The sequence below is a fragment of the Wolbachia endosymbiont (group A) of Melieria omissa genome (assembly GCF_964031125.1).
Taxonomy (GTDB): domain Bacteria; phylum Pseudomonadota; class Alphaproteobacteria; order Rickettsiales; family Anaplasmataceae; genus Wolbachia; species Wolbachia pipientis.
Window position 1 is genome coordinate 514,020 of sequence record NZ_OZ035007.1, and the last position, 24,259, is coordinate 538,278.

Below are 24,259 nucleotides of genomic sequence, written 5' to 3' on the forward strand. Positions count from 1 at the left end.
TTATTCTATCTCTTTCATACCTTTATTTCCTTAACTTGACGCGTATGGTTATGATAAGGGGGCTGGCGAAACTTGTAAAGGAATTTTTTACATCTAATTTATAGCTCCCTGCATGATATCACGTATTATCTATACCAAGGAGTTCTGCTTGTAGATATTATACCAACAATCCACTATTTTTTTTATGTCTTGTGGTTTAGTTTCTGGACCTATACTGATTCTAATTGAACACTCTGCTTGCTCTTTTGTTGCCCCCATTGCAAGCAAAACATGGGAAGGCTCAACTTTTCCAGAAGAACATGCGGAGCCATTACTAACTGCAATATGATTCAAGTCAAAATGCATAAGCTGCACATCACTCTTTACTCCTGGCATATAAATAAAACTTGTGTTTGGCAGCCTCTTAGAGTTTTTACCGAAGATTCTTATGTCACTGGCAAGATTTAATAATTCACACTCTAATTGATCACGTAGCTCCTTTACTTCATCCATTTTTGATAGAAGGTCTGGAATATTTTGCAGTGCAGCAGAAAGGCCTGCAATCGCAACAATATTTTCCGTACCACCACGAAATCCCTTCTCTTGTCCACCACCTATTATAATAGGTTCTATCGCAAGTTCTTTATTGAATATTAAAACTCCACTGCCTGCTACACCGCCAAATTTATGGGCGGATAAAGTGAGTAAATCCACTCCTAAATCTTCCATATTAACTTTAATTTTCCCAACACTTTGAGCAGTGTCAGTGTGGCAAATTGCTCCAAACTTGTGTACTATTTTAGCTATTTCCTCAATAGGTTGAATAACTCCGGTTTCGTTATTTGCCATCATAACTGAAACTATTGCTTTGTTTCCTTTAAGTTCGCTTAGAATTTTTTCTAGCTCTAAAAAGTCAACAATGCCCTCCTGATTAACAGGTATTATATATGGATTACATGCAGAATTAAGAATTGAAGGATGCTCTATAGCTGAAATTATATGCAGGTAGCCTGCTATTCCTCTCATAACAAGGTTATTCGCTTCAGTTGCACCAGACGTAAAAACTATTTCTTTATCACTTGAGACGCCAATAGCACCACGTACGTTATCTCTTGCATCCTGAAGAATCTTCCTCGCTTCTTGTCCTCTTTTATGTAGTGATGATGGATTGAGCGTTTGTTTTAACAAGACCTCAAATATACTTTTTTTTACATTTTCACTAATTGGAGCAGTTGCATTGTAATCAGCATATACGCAACCACTATTTTCTAAAGAGAATGGACTCATCTGTCACTTAAATAAGTTTACCATCAACTATAGCCATAACTATGTACGTTAGCTTTAACACGATAAAAAATTTATTGCAAAAACAGCGAAATTAATACATAATTAATAACTCACGTCATTAATACCTGTCAAGCGGGTTCTTATTAGGGGTTACCATGGTTGAAGTTTTTTTGAATAATGCAACAAGAAAGATAGAAGGTGAATACCACCAAAGCAAAGATGCCAACGCGCCGGTTGTGCTGGTTTTACATCATCATCCTCAATATGGTGGTAATATGGATAGTAAAATTGTACATAGTACATATACGTCTTTTATCGATAACAATTTTTCTGCATTGAAGATTAACTTTCGTGGTGTGGGAAAATCTACCGGAACTTTTGATAAGGGTATAGGAGAATTAACTGACGCTGCGGTAGCCATTGATTGGCTTCAGGAACATAATCCTAGCAATGTTCCAATTTGGATCGCTGGTTTTTCTTTTGGAGCATGGGTGGCTATGCAGCTAACAATGCGCCGCCCTGAGATAGTGGGTTTTATTGCTCTTTCTCTTCCGGTAACTAAGTACGATTTTTCTTTTCTTTCTCCCTGTCCAGTTTCTGGGCTTATAATACAAAGCAGTAATGATACAATCTCAGAAGAAAGCGATGTAACAGAATTAGCAAAAAGGTTGATAAATTCAGTAAGAAGTGATCACATGAAATACCATATAATAGATGATACTAATCACTTTCTAAAGGATAAAGAAGAGGAAGTGACTCAAATCGTGGACAATTATATAAAACTGCGCTTGAATAGTGCAACTATTTCTTTTCAAAAGGTCAAAAAAGAGGTAAGGGTAAAAGAATATGCCTAATCTTTACAAACAAGAGAAATGAGTGTAGTAATATAAATGAAAAGGTTTTGTTATGTTTAAAAAGCTATTATTTTTTGTTTTAGCTGTGTTTATGTTATCGGGGTGTTCCCTAAGTAAACAGCGTAAGTTAAAAAGTCCGTGTATAAAAAGCAATGAAAGCATTTCATGCGAGTTGTACTCTGTTAATGATCATTGGTTAGATAAGTATAAGGCATAGAAATTGTGCTATTTTTCCTATTCACAACTTCACTAATGATCGATCTCTCAATTGGAAAATGCAGTCTGCCTTTTCTGCAAGGAGATGATTGTGTGTTACTATAAGCATAGAGCTGTTATTTTCCTTTACGTATGAATGTAGCAGTAAAAACACGTTAAAAGAATTTGTTGGATCTAAATTTCCTGTTGGCTCATCTGCAAGTAAAAGCTTTGGAGAATTTACAATGCTTCTTGCAATTGCAACTCTCTGCCTTTCCCCACCCGAAACTTCAGATACCATGCTACTTGCTTTGTTTTCCAGACCAAATTTTTCCAACATTGCTTGCGAATTTTTTTTTGCTTCAGCTTTGCTTTTTCCTGCAATGAGTTGAGGAAGCATAATATTTTCCAACACCGATAACTCTTGTAACAAATAGTGAAATTGATAAACAAAACTAAGAAAATTTCTTCTTACATGAGTTTTATGCTTATTACTGGCTTGTGTGCAATTTATTCCATCTATCGTAACTATACCTGAAGTTGGCTTGTCCAACAAGCCTGCGATTTGCAATATAGTTGTTTTCCCTGCACCTGAATCGCCAATCAGCGCTACTACTTGCCCTCTTGTGACACTTAAGTTGATATCCTTTACAACAGCAGAATTGTTCTTGAAGCTTTTATCTACGGAAGTTAGTTCTAGTGCTACATTACCACCCATGTTTAAAAGATCCAGAAGGCATCTAAGTTTTAGTAATAATTAAACCGAAAAACTGTTACCACAACCACATTGAGACTTAGCAAAGGCATTCTTTATTTGAAAACCAGAACCACTGAGATCCTCAGTATAATCTATAACTGAGTTATTTAAAAATTTTGCTGAACAATTATCAACCATTAATACAGGATTACCATTTTCATCATTAATTACTATATCTTTACCTTTTTCGCTAAAACTGGAATGGCTTCTATAGTCCTCGCTTTCTTCATAATCATCATCTTCGTCTTCGTCATCAAACTCATCATCGTAATCATCATCTTCATCATCCAAAGATAGATTTTTATTCATTTGATCCATAAGAAAATTGTATTTGAAGCCAGAACATCCACCGCCTGAAACTGCAACCCGTAAAACGGAACTCTTATCTCCTTCCTGCTCTGCAAGAGAGTGGATTTTTTTTAGTGCATTATCAGTTAAGTTGATGTTGTAATTTGTTGACATAGTAACCACCGTTTATTATTGATAACTTATTATAGTAGAAATTTTACATGTCAAACAATAATTTTCTATTAAATTATGCATGTTTTCCAAGCAAAACAAAAGGGAGATACTTCAAAGAGCCAGAAGATGAGAATCGCAGCTGCTTTCAGCGTGATAGGGACCGTATCATTCACTCTAATGCGTTTAGAAAATTGGAGTACAAAACACAAGTTTTTATCAATTATGAGCACGACTACTATCGCACTCGGCTTACTCATAGCCTTGAAGTTGCACAAATTGCAAGGTCCATTGCGCGTAGACTTGGCTTAAATGAGGATATCACTGAATGCATAGCGCTTGCACATGACCTTGGTCATCCTCCATTTGGTCATGCAGGTGAAGATGCTCTAAAGAAATCAATTCAAGATTTGAATCTTGATAACGAGAAGTATGAGTTTGATCATAATGTTCAAGCTATAAGGATTTTAACTTATCTTGAACAAAAACATGCTGATTTTGATGGTATGAATCTAAGTTGGGAGGTGATTGAAGGAGTTGCAAAACATAACGGTCCCTTGCTTGGTCAAAACGCGGAGTCTTCTACAAGTAATCAGCTGTTATTAGAATACAACAAAAAATATGATCTAAAACTTGAAGAATTTTCAAGCATTGAAGCGCAAGTTGCTTCAATTGCCGATGATATTGCTTACAGTGTTCACGATCTTGATGATGCACTCAGGGCGAATTTAGTAACCATCGAAGATTTGCTGAATGTTCCTTTAATTGAAAAAATGTTTAAAGACATAAGGAGCAGATATTCAGAATTGCCTCAGAGCAAACTCATACATGAATCACTGAGTGGAACTATAGGAACTATGATAAGTGATGTTGTTTCTCAGACTGAAAGAAATATTGAAGATCACAAAATAAAAAGCGTAGAAGACGTAAGAAGTCTAAATAAAATGCTAGTCACATTTTCACCAGAAGTTGCGAATGCTACAAAAGAAATGAAAAGATTCAACATGGAGAAAATATACAGAAGCTATAAACTGAGTAGAACGATGAACAAAGCAAAACGCATAATACAGGAACTCTTTCAATGTTTTTATGAAAACCCAGGATTACTTCCCACAGAGTGGAGCAAACTCGCTTGTGGATCTCAGCGTTCAGTAATAATATGTGACTATATCTCAGGTATGACAGATAGATTTGCTATACACGAGCACAGAAGAATTTTTGATACCTCATACGAAATGACTTCTTTCTAATGACTGATGATCATTTCATGTCAATTGCATTAAGGCTTGCAGAAAAAAATCTTGGAAATGTTGCACCAAATCCTGCTGTCGGGTGTGTTATTGTAAAGGATGGTACAATTGTTAGTGAGGGATACACAGGGATTGGTGGGCGTCCGCATGCGGAGGTAGTCGCTTTGCAAAACGCTAAAGATTCAACTCATGGCGCAACTATATATATCACTCTTGAGCCATGTTGTCATCACGGAGTCACGGGGCCTTGCACTGCAAAAATCATAAAAGCTAGCATAAAAAGAGTAGTAATTGCAACTATTGACCCAGATAGTAGAGTTTCAGGCAGAGGCATGAAAGCTCTGAAAGAAGCAGGAATTGAAGTTGAGCAAGGTATTATGCAAAAAGAGGCAAAAGAACTGAATGTCGGTTTTTTCACCACTAAAGAATTACATAGACCATTTATAGCTTGCAAAGTCGCAACAACTCTTGACGGAAAAATCGCAACATTTACAGGCGATAGCAAATGGATAACAAGTGAAAATACGAGAAACTGGGTGCATGAGCTCAGAACGAAATATGATGCAATTATGATTGGCAGCAATACTCTTATTAATGATGATCCACTCTTAACTTGCAGATTACCAGGACTCGGAAGTAGATCGCCAATAAGGCTAATTATAGATAGTCAAGGGAGATTAAAGGAAGAGCATAACATTGCAAAGACTGCAGACAAAGTAATAACTTGGGTCATCACAAATAAAGAAGTAGAGAAAAAAATAAAAAACATTAACTACTTAGTAGTTAATTCAAGCAACGCAGGTAAGGTTTGCCTAAAGGACATGGCATTAAAACTTGTTTCAGAAATTGGTATAACAAGATTATTAGTTGAAGGTGGAGGAGTGTTAATCACAGAACTATTAAAGTGTAATTTAATCGACAGGTTGATAATATGCCGCAGTGGTAAAATTTTAGGCAATGATGCCACTCCTTTTGTAGGAGATTTAGGGATTCAATTCATTAACAACTGTTATCAGTTTAAAAAAACAAAGATAATAGAGTTTAGTGAGGATATAGTTGAGGTTTGGGATAGGTCGTCATAATCCTTACATACTCAAACAGTAAAAAAAAGGTATCCGTTCAGCGGAGCGGTAAAATAAAAAGTAGACAAGGAGTGCTAAAAACATAATATCACAAGTAGTATGTGTGGTAAATATGTCTGATCTACTAGCTAGTCTTCTCAAGCTCTGTGAAAGCTTTAAAATAGAGATAGAGCAACTAAAAGCAGAGATAAAGAGGTTAGAGATAGAAAACGAAAATTTTAGATCTGAGAATAAGGCGCTAAGAATCGAAAATGCTGAATTGAAAGAAAGACTAGGTCTGAATTCACAAAATTCATCGATACCGAGCTCAAAAGAGTTATACAAGCTAAAGAAGAAAAAGAAAAAAAGTGACAGGAAAATAGGGGCACAGATTGGGCATGAAGGAAAGTATCGCCCTAAAATGGAAGCAGATGAAGTGGTGAAAATAGAGTTCTTGCGAGTGCGGAGGAGAAATTGCGATATCGAAAGAGCCATACATTCATCAAAAAGTTGATTTGCCAGCTTATGTTGTGGAATACCAATGGCCGCTGTTGCAAGTGTGGAAAAAGAAAAAGTAGCAGGCTACCAGAAGGTGTTACTGCGGATACATTTGGTCCAAAAGTTAAGTCAACAATTGCGGCGCTGAGCGGATTTTACAAGAACTCGAAAAGAGAAGTAGCAAATATTATAAAAAATATTTTCAACCTGGACATCAGTGTTGGTAGCGTGTCAAATAGCGAGGCTAGAGTTGCAGAAAAATGCCAAGAAGCATATGAGCAAATCGAGCAAGAAGTAAGTAAAAGTGAAGTTCTGCATATCGATGAAACGAGCCATTATAACAAAGGTAAACTTGGTTGGTGCTGGATGTTTGCCAGTAATACAGCAAGTTTTATAAAATTGACAGAGTCAAGAGGAATGAAGGTTTTACAAAATAGTAAGTTCTGCAATCGCAATAGCTTACGACAGGTACGCAGCATACAACTATAGCCTTTCTTATAATAGTCCGAATGCGATAAGATATGTGTTTATGGCTATAGCAGGCCAGTAGCATATTACGGTCTGTTCGGATTATTGTAAAAAGAGCTATACTTTGCCGATAAGAACAGGCAAATCTGTTGGGCACATTTATCAAGAGATTTTGAAAGATTAGCACATAGTTGAAGTTAAAGTTCTGGGCTGTTACTTAAGAAACGTAGCCACTGAATTATTTGCACTAAAAAAGGCCTTGCTAAAAAATGAGATAGATGTTTTTAGATTTACCAGACGTGCCAGAAAATTGCGAAAACGTACAAGGTATTACTTGAAGCCGTTTACCTGAAGCAATTGGAGCTTCTCGAGTTGCAAAAAATATTTTGAAATCTGAAAGAATGATGTGGAAATTTTTAGATGACCCAGAAAATATTCCGCTGACAAATAACCATGCTGAACGGCAAATACGGCATTATGTCGTTTATCGCAAAAATTCATATTTTACCCAATCGAAGCGGGGAACTTGAACGGATAATTTCATTATACTTGACATGGAAACAAATGGGCTTTCCAAAACCTCTTATCTATCATCTCTCACACCGCTTAGCTGAACGGATACAACCCAAGAAAGGTTTTTCTACGTCATACCGCCGCGGTATCTCAGCATAGATTCCGCTAACGAGTAGCGGAATGACGCATTTGTTGTTTTTCAAATTGTAGGTAAACCTAAGCCACTTTAGCTATATAGGGTCACAACAATAGATTTTTAAGATCGTTTACGGCCTTCTTAATATCTTCAGCCTTGAATATCGCCGATCCCGCAACTAAAATATCAGCACCTGCTTTTATTATATCAGCTGCGTTAGAAAAGTTAATTCCACCATCTACTGAAATTTGTGTTTTAAGATTACGCTCCTGTATCATTTTTTTTATAGTAGATATCTTGTTCAACTGTGAATGAATAAATTCCTGCCCTCCAAAGCCAGGGTTGACTGTCATAATCAGCACAATATCTAGCTCATGTATTATATATTCAAGCACACTTGGGGAAGTTGAAGGAACAATTGAAACTCCAACTTGAATCGGTTTTTTTTCGTCGTTTACATTTTTGTATGACTTTATCTTTCTTATCAACCTCTCAAGGTGTATCTCTGCTTCTGCATGTACAGTGATAATATCAGCACCAGCATTTATAAAGCTTTCAATGTGGTTACCAGGAGATTTGACCATTAAATGCACATCAAAAGGAAGATTGCTATATTTACGTATTGCAGAAACAACGCTAGGACCAATTGTAATATTTGGAACGAAATTCCCATCCATAACGTCTATGTGTATGTAATCTACACCTAAATCGCTAATTTTTCTTACTTCTTCCCCTAATTTTGCAAAATCTGCTGAAAGTATAGAAGGTGCAATTTTAATACTCATGAGCTGCCTTTTTTGCTAAAAAATAACTTATTTTTAAAACTCTGTCACCCTAAGCACCATCTGAGTAGCTAGAGACCGATATCGGTATGCCTATTTAACTAGATCTTAAATTAGATAAAAAAAGGTAGTCTTGATAAAACTTATTTACAGCAAGTTTTTTTACATTTGGACTTTCTGTTTGTTCTTTTTTGTACCCTAATTTATAGCTTATTGAATCCTTGTATAAACTGATCGTTTTGTATGCTTTGTTCATCTCTCTAGGAAAGATGCCGTTAGCAATTACGACGCATAACCCTGTAGCTGTTGCAAAAGCTAGAGTGGTAAATGCTAGATTTTGTAAAAAATTCCTTCCACTAACTTTTTTTTCCTGTATATTAGCAGAGTGCGATTTGTTTGACACTTCTTCTAGATATTCATGCCATATGTGATTGCAGTTCGTACATTTTACCTTTCTTCCAGATGCACCTATTTGCTTAGGAGATACTAAGTAAGTTTTAGTACAACTATTACATTGTATTTTCATAGCACTTACATATAAGTAGTAACAAGCCCAAATGATACGAGCTACAAATTTAACATCAATATATATATAACAAATGGAAGGTTTGCAACTAAAAAAAACACAGAGTGAGATAAAAGATATTTGGAAAAATAGAGAAAAATTTAATGACTGTAATCTAAAGAAAACAGCAAGAATAGCAATTAAAGAGGTAATTGAGCTCCTTGATAGTGGCAAAATTAGAGTAGCAGAAAAGCTATCAAGTGGAGAATGGGTAGTACATAAGTGGATAAAGCAAGCAATATTATTACATTTTCTCACTGAAGAAAGCAAAATAATAGACAATACCAATTGCTGGTTTGATAAGATCGGTAACAAGTTTAGTGAATGGAATGAGGAGAAATTTCGCCGGTTAAAAATTAGAGCAGTTCCTGGGTGTTTTGTTCGCCGATCTGCTTATATAGGTACAAATGTTGTTCTAATGCCAAGTTTTATCAACGTTGGTGCATATGTTGATTCAGGAACAATGATAGATACCTGGTCAACGATTGGTAGCTGTGCGCAAATAGGAAAAAACTGTCATATTTCCGGTGGAGTGGGAATAGGTGGAGTTCTTGAGCCTATTCAAGCTTCACCTGTCATTATAGAAGATAATTGCTTTATTGGAGCACGTAGCGAAGTGGCCGAGGGTGTGGTAGTGAGAGAAGGATCAGTCCTTGGCATAGGCGTGTTTATTGGGGCATCAACAAAGATTATTGATAGAGAAACTAGCAAGGTATTTTACGGCGAAGTGCCACCTTATTCTGTAGTGGTACCAGGGTCTATTCCATCTAAAAATAATATTTCAACCTATTGTGCAGTCATAGTAAAAAAAGTGGATGAAAAGACGAGATCGAAAATCTCTATAAATGAAATATTGAGGGATTAAACTATCTTACTCCTTGTCGTCACTTTTTTTATCATTATTACTAACCACAGTAATGGCATACGCGCATAACTCTGAGAAAGAGACTCCATTTTCTTGAGATAGTTTATATAATTTTTGTAGACTTTCTTTTACTTTATTAGGAATATTCCCTCCACGTTCTTTTACAAGCCAGGAATCTTGATGATGAATTGGATGAGCATCACTTTTTGGATTTCCTATATATATTGCAAAAGGTGAACTTTGCCCTTTGAAGTCACATTGTACAGTAAATTTTTTTATAGATTCAGCCATCTAAAGACCTCTACTTTTCTTTTTGGTCGATTTTATAGCAGGTGGAAGAGGTGGTTTCTTTATAAAATCTTGTCTATTGACAACACTTTCTCTACCTTCCAAAGCTCGGCGAACATCAGCTCTGCTTAATTGCGACTCTTTTGCTACCTTCATTCCATGCTTTGCCATAATATTAGCACATGCTAGTACTTTTTTTACCAATTCTAGATCACCATTTAGCATTTGAACTAGCACTTGAAACACTTCCGCTAAAGTTAGCCCATCAGCATTTATAACCTTGTTTTCTATAAAATTGACAGCTTCTTCAAATTTGTATTCAATACTATCATCTTGAGCTATAAGGGCAACATAATCGGTGTTTTTGTCGTCCATAACTGAAGCACTATTACTCACAAACTTAAGTGTATACTATATATATAAATACTCTACTATTTTATATTATGGCACGCTATAGTTAAACATTTATTAATAACATGCTCACTTATATACACGAATTAATTGACAAAAGTCAAGGATCAATATCCATCAGTGATTTCATGAATGCCGTTTTGTACCATGAAAAATACGGCTATTATACAAGTAAATTACCGCTTGGTAAGGATGGTGATTTTACTACCGCACCTGAGATCAGCCAATTATTTGGTGAAGTAATTGCAGTTTGGATAATGCATACATGGGAAAAATTAGGAAAGCCATCAAAATTTTCTCTAGTTGAACTTGGGCCAGGCAAAGGAACACTCATTCACGATATAATAAGAGTCACTAAAAAATACAGCAGCTTTTTTAATTCAATGTTGATCCACTTAGTTGAAATAAGCCCTACTTTACGGAAGATACAAAAGGAAAAATTAAAAAGCTTAGATGTTAATTGGCACAAAAATATTGACAACCTACCAGAACAACCAACCATTTTTTTAGCAAATGAGTTCTTTGACGCTCTTCCGATAGATCAGTTTGTATATCATGATGAGGGGTGGTATGAAAATATGGTGACAAAACAAGATGATGGCAGTCTCTTGGTGTCATGCCAGTGCGTGACACTGGAATCCAGAAAAAAAGAATCATGGATTCCAGTGTCAGCTACTCAGATGACAAATGGAAAATTTTTTAATGGTGCAGTGGTGGAAATATGTTCAGTTGGGGTTGAAATATTAAAAAAACTTGAGAAGAAGATATATAATAATAAAGGAGCTGCTTTGATTGTAGATTACGGTTATGTATACCCCGCATATAAGAGCACTTTGCAATCGATAAAACAACATAAGTATGCTAATTTTCTTGAGAATGTTGGTAGTAGTGATATTACCGCACTTGTAAACTTTCAAGCATTAAAAGATTCATTAAAACACGTAGATTGCGAGATTTTAACTCAAAGGGAATTTTTATATCTTTTTGGCATAAAAGAAAGAACCCAGGCTTTAATGAAAAGCGCAAGTGATGAACAAAAGAATAGGATCTTTAGTGAATTCTTAAGGTTGACTGAAAATATGGGCACTCTTTTTAAAGCAATGCTATTGATATAGCTAACCCAAGAAAGGTTTCCCTACGTCATACCGCCGCGATATCTCAGCATAGATTCCGCTAACGAGTAGCGGAATGACGAGCTTATCGTCATGCTGCCGCGAACCGTCATACCGCCACGAACTGTCATACCACCACGAACCGTCATACCGCGATTCATTCGCGGTATCTCTAGATCCCGCTAATAAGTAGCGGGATAACGGTTGTCTCCTAGCTGTCATCCCAGTACTGGTAGACTCAAATCACAATGCTCGTATAGCTGCAACCCTGGAGGTACTGTTTCTCACCCACTGGAGATATTGCACGGTACTATCTACTTGATCATCGTGTCGAGTTTCAGGAAACATTAAAATCTCATACTCAAAATCGTTCAGCCATACTGCTTGATGTGGCAGAAAAACCTTGCCAGACTCTATAGTCGGAACAATTTGATAAAATCGAGTGAGTTTGTCATCATGTGGCACTATTTCAATAATCGGTAAATCACTGTTTGTCTTTAGCTCTTGTACTAATTGCTGACCACTTGTTTTGGCTTCGATCAAAATCGCGTGTGGTGACCATCTTGCAGCTAGTGATAAAACTTGTTCTTTAAGCTTTGGATACTCAAGCTTTGCGCGATATACATCAAGTAAATAGAATTTATTATCTATTTTTGCCCAGGTGATGCAGACACTAAAGTTGCTCATGTTACTTGTTGAAACCGCAGTATCCCAACTTTGTGTTATATGCGAGAGATTATCAGGAAATTTTTTATAGCGTTTCAACCACTCTGGTTTAATTATACCACTTGAAAGCGGCAGAGGGTTTTGTTGATATTGAGCAGCAAAAGCGTAACTCCCAAGTTCAGCTTTTATTATCTCAACTTCTTCTTTTCCTCCATCGAGGGGATATAACAACTGACCTTCTTCTCTTGAATATAATATCCTTACAGGTGACGCTGGTTTATTATATAATCGCCTGGTCGCACAGTGCTGAGCTACTCGGATGATAGGAACGGGAGGTATTGGCTTTTTGATTGAATAAATAACCTGCTTATTTTCAGAAATCATTGGCAAACAAATATGATGCCATATGTTTTTTGGCTTGGAGAGAAGGTGTCCAGTTAAGTCCTCCTGGTGTAGCCTGTGCATTACAAGAACGATGACTCCTTTTTTTCTATCGTTCAGCCTGGTTACTAAAGTCTGATCAAACCAGTTTGTGGCACGCTTTCTAAGCGTTTCACTCAAAGCTTGAGCAGAACTGAGCGGATCGTCCACAATGATAAAATCACCACCTTCACCAGTTAGTGTTCCACCAACTGATGTTGCGATTCTGTATCCTCTCTGCACTGTTTGAAATTTATATTTTGTATTCTGGTCTTTGGATAGTTCTATCTCTGGAAATAGCGCTCTATACCAACTAGACTGCATCACGCACCTGGTGTCGAGCGAGTGCTTTTCGCTGAGCCGCTGAGAATAACTTGCAACTATTATTCTCGCAGTTGGTTGGTTTCCCAGTATCCATGCGGGCCACGCAACGCTTATGCACATGGACTTCATCGAGCGCGGAGGCATATTGAATATTATTCGTTTCACTTCACCAGCGCTCGCCGCTTCCAGCCTATCTGCTATGACTTTTATATACTGATAATCGTTATACTCACACCCCGGCACTACCGTTTGAAAGCACAGTTCAATGAATTTTAGAAAGTTCATGATATAATGTTGAAACCAACGCGTGACGCTGGGATGACAAAAAAAGGAGCACTGAAGGCTATAGGTGAGACGTCGCGGTATCTCTAGATCCCGCTAACAAGCAGCGGGATGACGAATTACTTAACCATCATTACACCGTCATACCGCGATTCATTCGCGGTATCTCTTAACATAGATCCCCTACTATACCTTAACATAGATCCCGCTAACAAGCAGCGGGATGACGAGCTTATCTTCATGCCGCCACGAACCGTCATGCCGCCGCTAACCGTCATACCGCTGCGGTATCTCAGCCGCTAACAAGTAGCGGAATGACAACAATCCTACGTCATACCACCGCGGCGCTAACAAGAGATCCCGCTAACAAGCAGCGGGATACTTAGGGATGACGGTTGTTGTTTAGCTATAAATATTAAGAAATTTACCAAATGAAAAAAAAGGCAAAAGAAGCCCTGGGGTTATTATCCGCTTTAAAATATTGGCGTTTTTTATGTTTTAAACGCTTGACAAGCAAGATTAAGCTGCTTTTAATTGCAACTAACTTACGCTGCAAATGTTTAAGAAGTTTACTAAGCAGAAAAAAAGACAAAGAATCCCCGAGTTAGCTAGTCTTTTACTATCTCTGTCGAGTATTGGCATTTTTTGATGTCTTGTAACGCTTTATAAGCGCGTTCAGCTTATTTAGATAAAAATCTAGATGTAGATGAAGTTTTGTAAAGACATACAGTATCTATGTACTGCAAAAAATTAAACATAAGACGCCGATACATTAAGTAATCCTTACCTTTTAATCTGCAGATTGGCGAAAGCAAATACAATAGCTTCAGTTTTATGATAAGGGGGCTGGCGAAGGGTGTCAAGTAAGTTTTTTCGTTTCTATTCCCAATAAAAGTTTGTTATATGGTTATGCAAGAAGTTTAATACTCATAGTTTCAAGCATATACTGAAATATCTCATTAGCAATTGCAACATCTTGGCGTGGGGCTTTGCCGTGTTCTATAAACACAGAGATTGCATAGCGCGGGTTATGGTAAGGGCCATAGGCGATAAATAACTTATGACTTTCGCCCTTAGAGTTTATTTCTGGTGTACCGGTTTTGCCAGCAATTTGTATACCGCTTAGCCCTTTCTTATAGGTTCCAGTTTTAGAATTCACCACATCAAACATAGCTTTTCGAACTATGCTAAGATGCTCACAATCCACATCAATATCGGGAAAATCTTGTATCGTTTCATTCATCTTAATGCGGGGAATTACCTCTTTTCCTGTTGCAATCCTCGCTGCAAGAACTGCAAGCTGTAGTGGTGTTGTAAGCATATACCCTTGTCCTATAACTAAGTTGATAGTGTCACCTAAATACCACTGCGAATATAGCTTTCGTGTACGCCAATCTCTATCTGGCAACAACCCTGGAGCTTCTTCTTTAAACGTTCCAATCAGTGGCCCACTTCCAATACCAAATTTTCTGGCCATTTCTACTAGAGAGTCTACACTTATTTTTTTCCCTATATTATAAAAGTAAGTGTTGCATGATAATGCCATTGCTTCATTTAAAGATACATATCCATGGACTTTGCTTTTCAGGCAACGAAATTTCCGCTCACCTATTTTCATATAGCCCTTACACGAGAATTTTTCTTCTGGTGTGATTATTCCGTCTTTTAAACCCGCAAGCGCAACTATTACTTTAAATATTGAACCAGGTGGAATTTGATATGATAACGCACGATTCACGAGCGGCAATGAAGGAGCATTCAAGCTCTCCCAAGTCTCATTTGATAGCCTGCTAGCAAAAAGATTATTATCGTAAGAAGGTGAATTATATAATGCTAAAATTTCTCCATTATTTACATCAATTACCACTGCGGAGCCTTGGTGATCTTTAAATACCTCTGCGGTTTTCTCTTGCAGATTAATATCAATTGTCAGTTGTACATCTTGTCCGTCTTGTTGTGGTATGCTTGATAATTCTTTTATGACGCGTTTTTTAGAATTTATTTCCTGCTCAGATTTTCCTGACTTGCCTTTCAATATATGATCATATGTATATTCAATACCGCTGATTCCTACTTCGCTTATGCCTTGCTGTCTTTTTGTATATCCGATTACATGAGAACACATTGAACCAAACGGGTAATAACGTTTATAAAGAGCAGTTATTTTTTCTGACGATTTTGCTATTTTAGACTCGACTTCTGATAATGTCTGCAAATCAACTTCCTTACCAGAACCATCAAACAAAACAACATACGAAATTTTGTTTACCGCAAGTTCAATGCTATTCCTATCTAAAATTTTGCCCCGCTTAGGCATAATAGTAGCAACTCTTATTCTATTACTATTAGATAGTGCTTCGTACTTTTGTCTGTTTCGTATTTGTAAATTATATAACCTGCAACTAAAAACCGCAGAAATGGTAAGCTGAATACCACCTAATATGAATGCTCTGCGGTTAAAGACTTTGTTTTTTGTCCACATAACATTCCTTCAAAACACACTTTTTTCCCCTCTTTTATTGTTACACTTCTGGCTTTTACCGTATTACAAACCCTTTTTTCCCACTTACTTAAGGTCACAAACTTATAACCTGATTTTTTTAGTATTTTAATAATATGAGGTAAAGCTTCAATTGTGTTTGACCTGTTATTGTGATCATGAAACAGTATAACTGCTCCATTATGTACATTACTTAAAACTCTTTCAACTAAAGTTTCTGGCTTATCACCTTGCCAATCTAGCGAATCAACTGTCCATAATATTGAATACATATTTAATTGATCAGTATTTTCAATCAGATTATCGTCATAACATCCATATGGCGGACGAAACCATTTTACATCTTGTTTTATTGCATTTTTAATTGCTGTATTTGTCTTTTCCAATTCTTGCAATTGTTCCTCACTTGAAAGTGATGTCAACTTCCTATGCGACCAAGAGTGATTGCCTAACTCATGACCTGATTCATGAATTTTCTTTACTATTTCAGACGTTTTTTCATTTATACGTTCACCAAGCACAAAAAATGTTGCTTTTGCTTCATAGCTTTCCAGAACATTAATAATATCGTTTACTCTATTGTTAGACGGTCCATCATCAAACGTAAGCGCAACAAACTTATCGTCGTTATTCAATAATTTTTTTATATTACTTAAATTTCTATATGATAGATCTAGATTACAACTGAGCCCACAGTATGGTAAATTAAAATTACAATCACTACAAAAAGCCGTACTTGAATATAGTAAGAAAAAAGTGATTATCCTTATAAACATTTGTAATCAGCAAAGTGATAGAATACTACACTTTTTTGCTAAGTTAAGCCATCTTTAATTGCTGTAGCCTTTACTTCATCGCTTCTTTAATATATTGTATTAACAATTTTATATAATATATTATGATTGCAAATATAAATACCGTTGCGCTTCAGGGAATTAGCACAGTAAATGTCAATGCACAAATTCATATGGCAAATGGTATTCCAGCTTTTAAAGCAACAAGGACAACATTGCAAATTTAGAGTTCAAAAGGGTTATTCCTCGAGAACTATTGCGTCAGAAAGCTGGCGCTGAATTTGTATATAATGTTGACCTTGGAGGTTTTTATGAATAATAGTGAGAGAAAAGAAAAATTGGAAACTCGTATTCTATCAAGCAGAGGCAGGTCTTTATTGGATCACGAGCTACTAGAACGTACCATACGCGTCAAGTTAAGAGATTGTGAGCAAATTTAGAGAGGTTAAAGTGGATACTCTAGCCCTTCTACGTTTGTCTTTTAATGAAAATCGCGACCAAGTTATAGTGAGTTTTTTAAGAAATGCTTTTAAACTATTAATTTTGGTTAATACTAAAAATAACTCTCTAACCCGCCTTTTTAGCTCAATAAATGCCTTTGTTAAGCTAAGTTCTGTATTCTTTTTCACTTCTGTGCAACCAACTATGCCGTGAAATATAAGAATTGCGCACAATTTAGCATATAGTTCACATAATACTCTGCATGGCTTTCCTTTTAGCTTATCAAGCCTGATATGGCTTTTATACAATTTAAATAATAACTCAATTTGCCACCTTACTCTGTAAATCGTTAATACTTGCTCAGCACTAATTTTATTTTCTGGAACATTAGTTATAAATATTGACCAGTTCAACAATTTTTGATTTCTTTTAGAGGATGTATATCCCTGCGATCTTGCTAATCTATTAGCTTTCCTTCTTCTGGCCATAGACTGTTCTTCAGTTAGTTTCTGACATATAATTCTTACTCTAATTTTTGCTTCTTTTCCTAACAATACCTCGTTTTCTAAAAATAACTTATCCTCTAAACATTCTAATAACTCCATTTTTTGATTTGTTTCTACATCATATATGTTGGTATCGGATTTATAACGACTTATGAAATAAGCTCCTATTTCATTGATTTGTTTAAAAGAACTTGGCACAAAATAACCGAGATCAGATATTAGCAAATCATTGCTTAATATATTACTTAAATGTTTCCTATATCCCTGGTCTGATCTTACCCCCTCCGTTAAATTAAGTTGGTCTATTATCTGATTCATGTAGTCGAAAACTAATTGTAACTTTATTCCAGACTTAGTATTGCTTTCATAGCCACTGTAGCTAGTACCATAACCTTTATACATCTCTTCCATACTGTTAGGTAGAGTAATATAGCTACTGTCCAATAATTTAACACTATTAAATTGCTGTAAGATTTTGCAATCAACTTGCAAGATATTTTTAAAGAGAATCACAGATTCATTATACATCCTTTTCATAAATTCCACTGCTTCTTCAGTAAATCTAAAATCCAAACCTTGTTTTGTTATATCTATCGAGTCCTCGTTTAGTAATTGACACATTGTTTCTACGCTACAATTATCAACTCCTATATTACCCAAGACCATGGCTTTTACGAATGATGAACCTTTTAGCTTTCTCTTTCTTTTTATAAACCTTGTTGTAATTGAGATTTTCTCTGCTTTTTCATTAAAAAATTCTTTGAGCTTTTTTGATAAGCAAGTTATTTTATTCATTGGTTCTCTCACTAAAAGTATATCTGGGAGAACTTATACCTTATTATTCTATCTCTTTCATACCTTTATTTCCTTAACTTGACGCGTATGGTTTTTTACAAAAAAAGACAGTATCAATAAAAAGGATTTTATTCTATTTGAAATATAAAATTATCATGTATTTTTCTGTTATTCCCAAGTGAATTATTATTAACTTAGCAGTATATATTATTAAAAACACAAGCAATACAATCATTTTTAGCAACCAAAACCAGCAAGCGTGAGAAGATTTTTTTTTGGAATGAGTTGGTCATGATGTTTGTAAAACTTAATTTGTACACTTTACTTACCCCCAGTAATTCTGATATAGTTACTTTAGTTAAAGTCTATAAAAGTTTATAAATGGCAACCTTAAGTGTAAGAGAAGCTTTATGCACAGCAATTAGAGAAGAAATGCAAAACGACTCTGATGTGCTTATCATGGGTGAAGAAGTTGCAGAGTATGATGGTGCTTATAAAGTAACGAAAGGATTACTGAAAGAGTTTGGAGAAAACAGAGTAGTTGATACGCCTATTACCGAACATGGATTTGCTGGCCTTGCTGTTGGAGCGGCATTTGCTGGATTAAAGCCAATCGTTGAGTTTATGACTTTTAATTTTTCTATGCAAGCTATTGACCAAATTGTGAATTCCGCAGCAAAAACAAATTATATGTCAGGCGGACAACTTGGATGCCCTATAGTATTTCGTGGACCAAATGGCGCTGCAGCAAGAGTTGCTGCACAACATTCTCAATGCTTTGCAGCTTGGTATTCGCATATACCGGGGTTAAAAGTAATAGCACCCTATTTTGCCTCCGATTGCAGAGGTCTGCTTAAAGCTGCAATTCGTGACCCTAATCCGGTAATATTTCTAGAAAACGAAATAGCTTATGGACATGAGCATGAAGTTTCTGACTCTGAGCTATCAAACAAAGATTATCTACTTGAGATAGGCAAAGCTGCTGTTATACGGGAAGGAAAGGATGTAACTATCACTGCTTTTTCATTAAAATTAATGGATGCCTTAAATGCAGCAGATTTACTTTCGAGTGAAGGTATAGAAGCTGAAGTTATTGACCTCAGAACCTTAAGACCACTTGACACTCAAACTGTTATTAACTCTATTCAGAAGACTAATAGGTTAGTTAGTGTAGAAGAAGGATGGCCATTTGCAGGAATAGGAGCAGAGCTGTCAGCCGTTGTTATGGAACAAGGATTTGACTACCTTGATGCTCCAGTTGTACGTGTAACTGGCAAGGACATCCCCTTACCTTACGCTGCAAATCTAGAAAAAAAAGCATTACCGCAAGTGGAAGATATAGTTGAAGCCGTGCATCAGGTCTGTTTTAGAAAAAAATAGTTCTTTTTTGTGTCTCCTGTTCCGCATTGGTCCATCAAAGAAGTATTTCCAGTGCCGCCTATACCACCCATTACTTTTATGACGATAGTTTTAGCACCGAAAAATACAGCACAAAATATACCGAGTGCAAAAAGAGCTGGCCATGGCATTCTACCAAATATCGCAAGCAAAGCTGCACCTATTATCACTACGGTCATAAGCGGTCCGCCTATTCCCCAAACGTAGCCAATAATGTTACATATTATAGCATTTCTCATAATAGTCCGAACAGGTCATAGGAAGGCAGAATCAACAGCACGACGAAAGGATTCGAATAGAGGAATGTTTTTCCTGGCTCTGTTTTTTATAGCAAACCAATGATGCTCAATTTTGTTGAAATCTGGAGAATAAGGCGGCAGATACAAAATTTCTGCACCAACCCCTTTAGCAAGCTCGATAATCTTATCAGACTTATGAAAAGTAGCATTGTCAAGAATGACCATACGCGTCAAGTTAAGGAAATAAAGGTATGAAAGAGATAGAATAATAAGGTATAAGTTCTCCCAGATATACTTTTAGTGAGAGAACCAATGAATAAAATAACTTGCTTATCAAAAAAGCTCAAAGAATTTTTTAATGAAAAAGCAGAGAAAATCTCAATTACAACAAGGTTTATAAAAAGAAAGAGAAAGCTAAAAGGTTCATCATTCGTAAAAGCCATGGTCTTGGGTAATATAGGAGTTGATAATTGTAGCGTAGAAACAATGTGTCAATTACTAAACGAGGACTCGATAGATATAACAAAACAAGGTTTGGATTTTAGATTTACTGAAGAAGCAGTGGAATTTATGAAAAGGATGTATAATGAATCTGTGATTCTCTTTAAAAATATCTTGCAAGTTGATTGCAAAATCTTACAGCAATTTAATAGTGTTAAATTATTGGACAGTAGCTATATTACTCTACCTAACAGTATGGAAGAGATGTATAAAGGTTATGGTACTAGCTACAGTGGCTATGAAAGCAATACTAAGTCTGGAATAAAGTTACAATTAGTTTTCGACTACATGAATCAGATAATAGACCAACTTAATTTAACGGAGGGGGTAAGATCAGACCAGGGATATAGGAAACATTTAAGTAATATATTAAGCAATGATTTGCTAATATCTGATCTCGGTTATTTTGTGCCAAGTTCTTTTAAACAAATCAATGAAATAGGAGCTTATTTCATAAGTCGTTATAAATCCGATACCAACATATATGATGTAGAAACAAATCAAAAAATGGAGTTATTAGAATGTTTAGAGGATAAGTTATTTTTAGAAAACGAGGTATTGTTAGGAAAAGAAGCAAAAATTAGAGTAAGAATTATATGTCAGAAACTAACTGAAGAACAGTCTATGGCCAGAAGAAGGAAAGCTAATAGATTAGCAAGATCGCAGGGATATACATCCTCTAAAAGAAATCAAAAATTGTTGAACTGGTCAATATTTATAACTAATGTTCCAGAAAATAAAATTAGTGCTGAGCAAGTATTAACGATTTACAGAGTAAGGTGGCAAATTGAGTTATTATTTAAATTGTATAAAAGCCATATCAGGCTTGATAAGCTAAAAGGAAAGCCATGCAGAGTATTATGTGAACTATATGCTAAATTGTGCGCAATTCTTATATTTCACGGCATAGTTGGTTGCACAGAAGTGAAAAAGAATACAGAACTTAGCTTAACAAAGGCATTTATTGAGCTAAAAAGGCGGGTTAGAGAGTTATTTTTAGTATTAACCAAAATTAATAGTTTAAAAGCATTTCTTAAAAAACTCACTATAACTTGGTCGCGATTTTCATTAAAAGACAAACGTAGAAGGGCTAGAGTATCCACTTTAACCTCTCTAAATTTGCTCACAATCTCTTAACTTGACGCGTATGGTCAAGAATGACAGTCTGTCCAGGTTCCAAGATCGGTGTCAAAAATTGCTCAAACCATCCATTAAAAACATCCATATTACAGTGGCCTTCAAAGGTTAACGGAACAACTATCTTTCTTCCACTTAAGGCTGCAACCATACTGATTCGTTGAGTTTTCTTTCCAGATTTTAAGGCATAAAACCGCTGTCCTTTCTGGCAATATCCGTAGGGGTAGTCTTCGGTGTTATCAATGCCAGACTCATCTATATACACTAAGTTTTTAGGTTCTTTTGTCGCTATAATTTTCAAAAATTCAGCACGTTTTTCTTCGTTTCTTTCCTTGTATCCATATGTCTTTTTTTGCGCGTAAATCCAATTTTTTTAAGGGCTCGATAGATCGTTTGGATACTAACGTTGTTCCAAAGTTTAGCCATTTCCGATAGAGTCTTTCCTCCGTGTTCTCTGGCAAATTTGGCAAAGGTATCCCAGTCGGTAATTTTGTGATTGTAACCCCCATTTCCAAGTTTTTTTGATTGAAAGTCTCCTGTTTCTTTTCTTCTTTGCTGCCACTCCCATAAAGTAGTTCTTCCAATCTTAAATCTTGCTGCCACTGTTTCTCTGCTTTCTCCTTCGTCTAGCGCTTCCATTGCTTTTTTTCTTAAATCATAACTATATGCTGCTGGCATTCAACCTCCTTATCATCATCTACCCTTATCCTATCACATCCGGACTTTTATGGAAAGAGCTATACTTGAGCAGTTGTATCAGTATTAGTGCCAGCGGCAGCACTCCCAACATGAGAAAAAGAAATAAATAATACTATAAAAAGAATATTAAAAACTTTCCTAGGGTTCATCTCTATACCTTAAATTTAGATATTGCAATTATACCTAAAATACTATAATTTTTAGTAAAACTAGCATAAAGATTGAATAACAAACAGTGCCACAAAAGTAGTTGACGCACAACTGCACAAATATTGTAATATAGACATAGTAAACGATATTATTCCAGTGCTTGACGCTGGAATCCAGACTTTAATTGTTATATTTATAAATAAGTCTGGTAAGAATAAACGTTCATCTCAAATGCAGTATTTTTGTTGAAATAGCTCAACTGGATCCCAGTGGGCTTTGTTGCATAGCAACTGAAAAAATCTGGTGGCTACTGACAAAATTCATTATAAAATAGCCATTTAACCTTGAAAGAAAAAATATGCCACAAAAAATGAGGGTCAGTAACCATAGCGAATATAACAAATTTCTAGAAAAAAGAGGAAATATTTTTCATTATATCAACGAAGCCATAGAAAAGTGGTACGAGAATGGTCCAAAAATACCAGGTGGCAACAATATTTATAGCGATAAAGTTGTAATTTTGGTGCACATAATAACTTGTTTATTTAGAATAGGCCTGAGGCAAACAGTTGGGTTTATAGCAGGATACCTTGAGCAAATTGGGAAAAATTTGCAAGTTATCAGCTATTCACAATCATCAAGAAGGTTTAAGAAACTCAATATTAAGATCAATGATTGCAGAAAATAATATGGAAGATATCGAAATTGCTATAGACAGTACAGGAATTAGTATATACAACAACACTCCTGGTCATAGCAAAGAAAATAGCGAAGATAGAAAGTATCGCAGCTATGAGCAGACAAGAAAATTGCATGTAATGTTGAATACAAACAGCAAAAAAGCCATAGCTGTAAAATACAGTAACGGCTGATCACTATGGAGCTTGTGATTTGCTAAAAGAAGTCGATTTTCAGTATGTCATAAAAGTACTATATGCAGATAGGGCATATGACAGAGAAAAGCTCTATAAGCTGTGTAATCAATATGGTATAAAAACGAAAATTCCTCCGAAAAACAACGCAGCAGAGCATCCAAAGTTAGACTATATGGCTGAGAGAAATTCTGCAGTCAAGCTCATAAAGTCATATGATGAAGATGGTATAAAGAAGTGGAAAAAAGAGATGAGTTATGGAAAAAGATCTTATATAGAAAGTTTTTTCTCGCGACTGAAACAAACATTCGGGTTTAGTTTTAGGAATAAATCTGAGACAAATAGAGAGAAGGAACTACTTGTTAAATGCTATTTGCTCAATAAGTTCACTGATATTGGTATGGCTAAATTTGAGATAGCTTCATAAATTTATTGTGCGTTACCTACTATCCGAAGAGCGATGCAACAAAGCCATCCCAGTGTCAAGCACTGGGATGACAGCAGTCCTACGTCATACCGCCGCGGTATCTCAGCCGCTAACAAGTAGCGGGATGACGGTTGTCGTTTAGCCATAAACATTAAGAAATTTACCAAATGAAAAAAAGGCAAAAGAAGCCCCGTGGTGGTTGGCTATTTACTATGTACTAAAATATCGGCGTTTTTTTATTCTAAAACGCTTGATTAAGAGCGATTTAGCTGCTTTTAACTTGCAACTAACCTACACCGCAAGTGTTTAAGAAATTTACTAAGCAGGAAAAAAGGCAAAGAAACCCCGTAGTAGCTAGCATTCAAATTCTCCCTTGTCAATTTGACGTTTTTTGCTGTCTTAAACGCTTTGTAAGCGCGTTTCGGCTTATATAGGTAAAAACCTAAAAATTTTTAAAGACATGCGATGCACGTAGTGCGAAAAATTAAACATGAGACGCCAAATACCCTAAGTTTTTTGTCATTAACCTGCACAGATTGCGAAGATAAATAAATAGCTTCAGTTTCATGATAAGGGAGCTGGCGGAGTTTGTCAAGTAAGTTTTTTCGTTTCTAACGGTTGTTGCCAA

General features: G+C 35.9%; 21 protein-coding genes and 7 pseudogenes. 13 read left to right on the top strand and 15 right to left on the bottom strand.

What is annotated here, in order from left to right; genetic code table 11:
- Positions 1–129: 129 nt before the first annotated feature.
- Positions 130–1,266: a cysteine desulfurase family protein gene (locus ACQH2Q_RS02330; protein WP_264339472.1), complete on the bottom strand. Its 1,137-nt coding sequence runs from the start codon at positions 1,264–1,266 to the stop codon at positions 130–132.
- 155 nt (positions 1,267–1,421) lie between these two features.
- Here ACQH2Q_RS02330 and ACQH2Q_RS02335 point away from each other — a divergent pair, with 155 nt between their 5' ends.
- Positions 1,422–2,120, top strand: coding sequence for an alpha/beta hydrolase (locus ACQH2Q_RS02335; protein ID WP_151808056.1), 699 nt, complete (start codon positions 1,422–1,424; stop codon positions 2,118–2,120).
- A 238-nt stretch (positions 2,121–2,358) separates the two neighbouring features.
- Here the strand turns inward: ACQH2Q_RS02335 and ACQH2Q_RS02340 are convergent, their stop codons facing one another.
- The gene (locus ACQH2Q_RS02340) at positions 2,359–3,033 is read right to left on the bottom strand and encodes an ABC transporter ATP-binding protein (RefSeq protein ID WP_010962776.1); all 675 of its coding nucleotides are present in this window, start codon (positions 3,031–3,033) and stop codon (positions 2,359–2,361) included.
- 39 nt (positions 3,034–3,072) lie between these two features.
- Positions 3,073–3,534: a HesB/IscA family protein gene (locus ACQH2Q_RS02345; protein ID WP_164224387.1), complete on the bottom strand. Its 462-nt coding sequence runs from the start codon at positions 3,532–3,534 to the stop codon at positions 3,073–3,075.
- 47 nt (positions 3,535–3,581) lie between these two features.
- Between ACQH2Q_RS02345 and ACQH2Q_RS02350 the strand changes: the two genes are divergently transcribed.
- The 4 genes and pseudogenes from ACQH2Q_RS02350 to ACQH2Q_RS02365 form a co-directional block, all read left to right on the top strand.
- Positions 3,582–4,781 (top strand): deoxyguanosinetriphosphate triphosphohydrolase, encoded by a 1,200-nt coding sequence (locus tag ACQH2Q_RS02350; protein ID WP_425383570.1) that lies wholly within the window; start codon positions 3,582–3,584, stop codon positions 4,779–4,781.
- Positions 4,781–5,863 (top strand): bifunctional diaminohydroxyphosphoribosylaminopyrimidine deaminase/5-amino-6-(5-phosphoribosylamino)uracil reductase RibD, encoded by a 1,083-nt coding sequence (gene ribD, locus ACQH2Q_RS02355; RefSeq protein WP_007550419.1) that lies wholly within the window; start codon positions 4,781–4,783, stop codon positions 5,861–5,863. The genes ACQH2Q_RS02350 and ribD overlap by 1 nt, the downstream gene beginning before the upstream one ends.
- 112 nt (positions 5,864–5,975) lie before the next feature.
- Positions 5,976–6,824 (top strand): annotated as a pseudogene (locus ACQH2Q_RS02360) (IS66 family transposase); the annotation flags it as partial.
- Positions 6,825–6,928: 104 nt separating this feature from the next.
- Positions 6,929–7,418 (top strand): annotated as a pseudogene (locus ACQH2Q_RS02365) (IS66 family transposase); the annotation flags it as partial.
- A gap of 143 nt (positions 7,419–7,561) precedes the next feature.
- Here ACQH2Q_RS02365 and rpe read toward each other — a convergent pair.
- Positions 7,562–8,242 (bottom strand): ribulose-phosphate 3-epimerase, encoded by a 681-nt coding sequence (rpe, locus tag ACQH2Q_RS02370; protein ID WP_182309494.1) that lies wholly within the window; start codon positions 8,240–8,242, stop codon positions 7,562–7,564.
- Positions 8,243–8,336: 94 nt separating this feature from the next.
- Positions 8,337–8,765, bottom strand: coding sequence for a zinc-ribbon domain-containing protein (locus tag ACQH2Q_RS02375; protein ID WP_010962781.1), 429 nt, complete (start codon positions 8,763–8,765; stop codon positions 8,337–8,339).
- 73 nt (positions 8,766–8,838) lie between these two features.
- Here ACQH2Q_RS02375 and dapD point away from each other — a divergent pair, with 73 nt between their 5' ends.
- Positions 8,839–9,669 (top strand): 2,3,4,5-tetrahydropyridine-2,6-dicarboxylate N-succinyltransferase, encoded by an 831-nt coding sequence (gene dapD, locus ACQH2Q_RS02380; RefSeq protein WP_264339475.1) that lies wholly within the window; start codon positions 8,839–8,841, stop codon positions 9,667–9,669.
- Positions 9,670–9,675: 6 nt separating this feature from the next.
- Here dapD and ACQH2Q_RS02385 read toward each other — a convergent pair whose 3' ends face one another.
- Positions 9,676–9,960 carry a DUF2610 domain-containing protein gene (locus ACQH2Q_RS02385; RefSeq protein WP_010962783.1) on the bottom strand — a complete coding sequence of 95 codons (285 nt, stop codon included), beginning with the start codon at positions 9,958–9,960 and terminating at the stop codon, positions 9,676–9,678.
- The gene (locus tag ACQH2Q_RS02390) at positions 9,961–10,332 is read right to left on the bottom strand and encodes a hypothetical protein (RefSeq protein WP_405196811.1); all 372 of its coding nucleotides are present in this window, start codon (positions 10,330–10,332) and stop codon (positions 9,961–9,963) included.
- 101 nt (positions 10,333–10,433) lie between these two features.
- On the opposite strand from ACQH2Q_RS02390, the gene ACQH2Q_RS02395 reads away from it, so the two are divergent.
- On the top strand, positions 10,434–11,483 hold the full coding sequence (locus ACQH2Q_RS02395; RefSeq protein ID WP_425383571.1) for a class I SAM-dependent methyltransferase: 1,050 nt from the start codon (positions 10,434–10,436) through the stop codon (positions 11,481–11,483).
- Positions 11,484–11,723: 240 nt separating this feature from the next.
- Here the strand turns inward: ACQH2Q_RS02395 and terL are convergent, their stop codons facing one another.
- Positions 11,724–13,175, bottom strand: coding sequence for a phage terminase large subunit (terL, locus tag ACQH2Q_RS02400; protein ID WP_425383572.1), 1,452 nt, complete (start codon positions 13,173–13,175; stop codon positions 11,724–11,726).
- A gap of 428 nt (positions 13,176–13,603) precedes the next feature.
- On the opposite strand from terL, the gene ACQH2Q_RS02405 reads away from it, so the two are divergent.
- Positions 13,604–13,780 (top strand): hypothetical protein, encoded by a 177-nt coding sequence (locus ACQH2Q_RS02405; protein WP_155968924.1) that lies wholly within the window; start codon positions 13,604–13,606, stop codon positions 13,778–13,780.
- Positions 13,781–14,079: 299 nt separating this feature from the next.
- Here the strand turns inward: ACQH2Q_RS02405 and ACQH2Q_RS02410 are convergent, their stop codons facing one another.
- Positions 14,080–15,654, bottom strand: coding sequence for a penicillin-binding transpeptidase domain-containing protein (locus tag ACQH2Q_RS02410; protein ID WP_006280388.1), 1,575 nt, complete (start codon positions 15,652–15,654; stop codon positions 14,080–14,082).
- A complete protein-coding gene (locus tag ACQH2Q_RS02415) occupies positions 15,609–16,448 on the bottom strand; it encodes a polysaccharide deacetylase family protein (protein ID WP_264339479.1) in 840 nt (279 codons plus the stop codon). Before ACQH2Q_RS02415 ends, ACQH2Q_RS02410 begins: the two co-directional genes overlap by 46 nt.
- A 122-nt stretch (positions 16,449–16,570) precedes the next feature.
- Here ACQH2Q_RS02415 and ACQH2Q_RS02420 point away from each other — a divergent pair, with 122 nt between their 5' ends.
- Together ACQH2Q_RS02420 and ACQH2Q_RS02425 are read left to right on the top strand one after the other, a co-directional pair.
- Positions 16,571–16,693: a hypothetical protein gene (locus ACQH2Q_RS02420; RefSeq protein WP_255317433.1), complete on the top strand. Its 123-nt coding sequence runs from the start codon at positions 16,571–16,573 to the stop codon at positions 16,691–16,693.
- Positions 16,694–16,777: 84 nt separating this feature from the next.
- A complete protein-coding gene (locus ACQH2Q_RS02425; RefSeq protein ID WP_264339480.1) occupies positions 16,778–16,906 on the top strand; it encodes a hypothetical protein in 129 nt (42 codons plus the stop codon).
- On the opposite strand, the gene ACQH2Q_RS02430 is transcribed toward ACQH2Q_RS02425, so the two are convergent.
- Entirely contained in the window at positions 16,883–18,208 is a 1,326-nt protein-coding gene (locus tag ACQH2Q_RS02430; protein ID WP_264339118.1) for an IS4 family transposase, read from the bottom strand. The genes ACQH2Q_RS02425 and ACQH2Q_RS02430 overlap by 24 nt on opposite strands.
- A gap of 381 nt (positions 18,209–18,589) precedes the next feature.
- Between ACQH2Q_RS02430 and ACQH2Q_RS02435 the strand changes: the two genes are divergently transcribed.
- Positions 18,590–19,588, top strand: coding sequence for a pyruvate dehydrogenase complex E1 component subunit beta (locus tag ACQH2Q_RS02435; protein WP_012673123.1), 999 nt, complete (start codon positions 18,590–18,592; stop codon positions 19,586–19,588).
- On the opposite strand, the pseudogene ACQH2Q_RS02440 reads toward ACQH2Q_RS02435, so the two are convergent.
- Both ACQH2Q_RS02440 and ACQH2Q_RS02445 read right to left on the bottom strand, forming a co-directional pair.
- A pseudogene (locus tag ACQH2Q_RS02440) lies at positions 19,564–19,833 on the bottom strand (TrbC/VirB2 family protein); the annotation flags it as partial. The gene ACQH2Q_RS02435 and the pseudogene ACQH2Q_RS02440 sit on opposite strands and share 25 nt — an antisense overlap.
- 27 nt (positions 19,834–19,860) lie before the next feature.
- Positions 19,861–20,067, bottom strand: a pseudogene (locus ACQH2Q_RS02445) (transposase); the annotation flags it as partial.
- Between the two features lie 90 nt (positions 20,068–20,157).
- On the opposite strand from ACQH2Q_RS02445, the gene ACQH2Q_RS02450 reads away from it, so the two are divergent.
- The gene (locus ACQH2Q_RS02450) at positions 20,158–21,483 is read left to right on the top strand and encodes an IS4 family transposase (RefSeq protein WP_264339118.1); all 1,326 of its coding nucleotides are present in this window, start codon (positions 20,158–20,160) and stop codon (positions 21,481–21,483) included.
- A gap of 10 nt (positions 21,484–21,493) precedes the next feature.
- On the opposite strand, the pseudogene ACQH2Q_RS02455 reads toward ACQH2Q_RS02450, so the two are convergent.
- Positions 21,494–22,161: pseudogene (locus ACQH2Q_RS02455) on the bottom strand (IS630 family transposase); the annotation flags it as partial.
- A gap of 62 nt (positions 22,162–22,223) precedes the next feature.
- Positions 22,224–22,331, bottom strand: a pseudogene (locus ACQH2Q_RS02460) (TrbC/VirB2 family protein); the annotation flags it as partial.
- 359 nt (positions 22,332–22,690) lie between these two features.
- On the opposite strand from ACQH2Q_RS02460, the pseudogene ACQH2Q_RS02465 reads away from it, so the two are divergent.
- A pseudogene (locus ACQH2Q_RS02465) lies at positions 22,691–23,631 on the top strand (IS5 family transposase).
- Positions 23,632–24,259: the final 628 nt, after the last annotated feature.

Bases quoted from the DNA above. Each gene is read 5' to 3' on its own strand.
- dapD (WP_264339475.1), top strand. From the start codon at position 8,839: ATGGAAGGTTTGCAACTAAAAAAAACACAGAGTGAGATAAAAGATATT.
- terL (WP_425383572.1), bottom strand. From the start codon at position 13,175: ATGAACTTTCTAAAATTCATTGAACTGTGCTTTCAAACGGTAGTGCCG.
- ACQH2Q_RS02375 (WP_010962781.1), bottom strand. From the start codon at position 8,765: ATGAAAATACAATGTAATAGTTGTACTAAAACTTACTTAGTATCTCCT.
- ACQH2Q_RS02340 (WP_010962776.1), bottom strand. From the start codon at position 3,033: ATGGGTGGTAATGTAGCACTAGAACTAACTTCCGTAGATAAAAGCTTC.
- ACQH2Q_RS02405 (WP_155968924.1), top strand. From the start codon at position 13,604: ATGAAAAAAAAGGCAAAAGAAGCCCTGGGGTTATTATCCGCTTTAAAA.
- ACQH2Q_RS02430 (WP_264339118.1), bottom strand. From the start codon at position 18,208: ATGAATAAAATAACTTGCTTATCAAAAAAGCTCAAAGAATTTTTTAAT.
- ACQH2Q_RS02395 (WP_425383571.1), top strand. From the start codon at position 10,434: ATGCTCACTTATATACACGAATTAATTGACAAAAGTCAAGGATCAATA.
- ACQH2Q_RS02420 (WP_255317433.1), top strand. From the start codon at position 16,571: ATGATTGCAAATATAAATACCGTTGCGCTTCAGGGAATTAGCACAGTA.
- rpe (WP_182309494.1), bottom strand. From the start codon at position 8,242: ATGAGTATTAAAATTGCACCTTCTATACTTTCAGCAGATTTTGCAAAA.
- ribD (WP_007550419.1), top strand. From the start codon at position 4,781: ATGACTGATGATCATTTCATGTCAATTGCATTAAGGCTTGCAGAAAAA.
- ACQH2Q_RS02345 (WP_164224387.1), bottom strand. From the start codon at position 3,534: ATGTCAACAAATTACAACATCAACTTAACTGATAATGCACTAAAAAAA.
- ACQH2Q_RS02390 (WP_405196811.1), bottom strand. From the start codon at position 10,332: ATGGACGACAAAAACACCGATTATGTTGCCCTTATAGCTCAAGATGAT.
- ACQH2Q_RS02425 (WP_264339480.1), top strand. From the start codon at position 16,778: ATGAATAATAGTGAGAGAAAAGAAAAATTGGAAACTCGTATTCTATCA.
- ACQH2Q_RS02350 (WP_425383570.1), top strand. From the start codon at position 3,582: ATGTCAAACAATAATTTTCTATTAAATTATGCATGTTTTCCAAGCAAA.
- ACQH2Q_RS02415 (WP_264339479.1), bottom strand. From the start codon at position 16,448: ATGTTTATAAGGATAATCACTTTTTTCTTACTATATTCAAGTACGGCT.
- ACQH2Q_RS02335 (WP_151808056.1), top strand. From the start codon at position 1,422: ATGGTTGAAGTTTTTTTGAATAATGCAACAAGAAAGATAGAAGGTGAA.
- ACQH2Q_RS02330 (WP_264339472.1), bottom strand. From the start codon at position 1,266: ATGAGTCCATTCTCTTTAGAAAATAGTGGTTGCGTATATGCTGATTAC.
- ACQH2Q_RS02435 (WP_012673123.1), top strand. From the start codon at position 18,590: ATGGCAACCTTAAGTGTAAGAGAAGCTTTATGCACAGCAATTAGAGAA.
- ACQH2Q_RS02450 (WP_264339118.1), top strand. From the start codon at position 20,158: ATGAATAAAATAACTTGCTTATCAAAAAAGCTCAAAGAATTTTTTAAT.
- ACQH2Q_RS02410 (WP_006280388.1), bottom strand. From the start codon at position 15,654: ATGTGGACAAAAAACAAAGTCTTTAACCGCAGAGCATTCATATTAGGT.
- ACQH2Q_RS02385 (WP_010962783.1), bottom strand. From the start codon at position 9,960: ATGGCTGAATCTATAAAAAAATTTACTGTACAATGTGACTTCAAAGGG.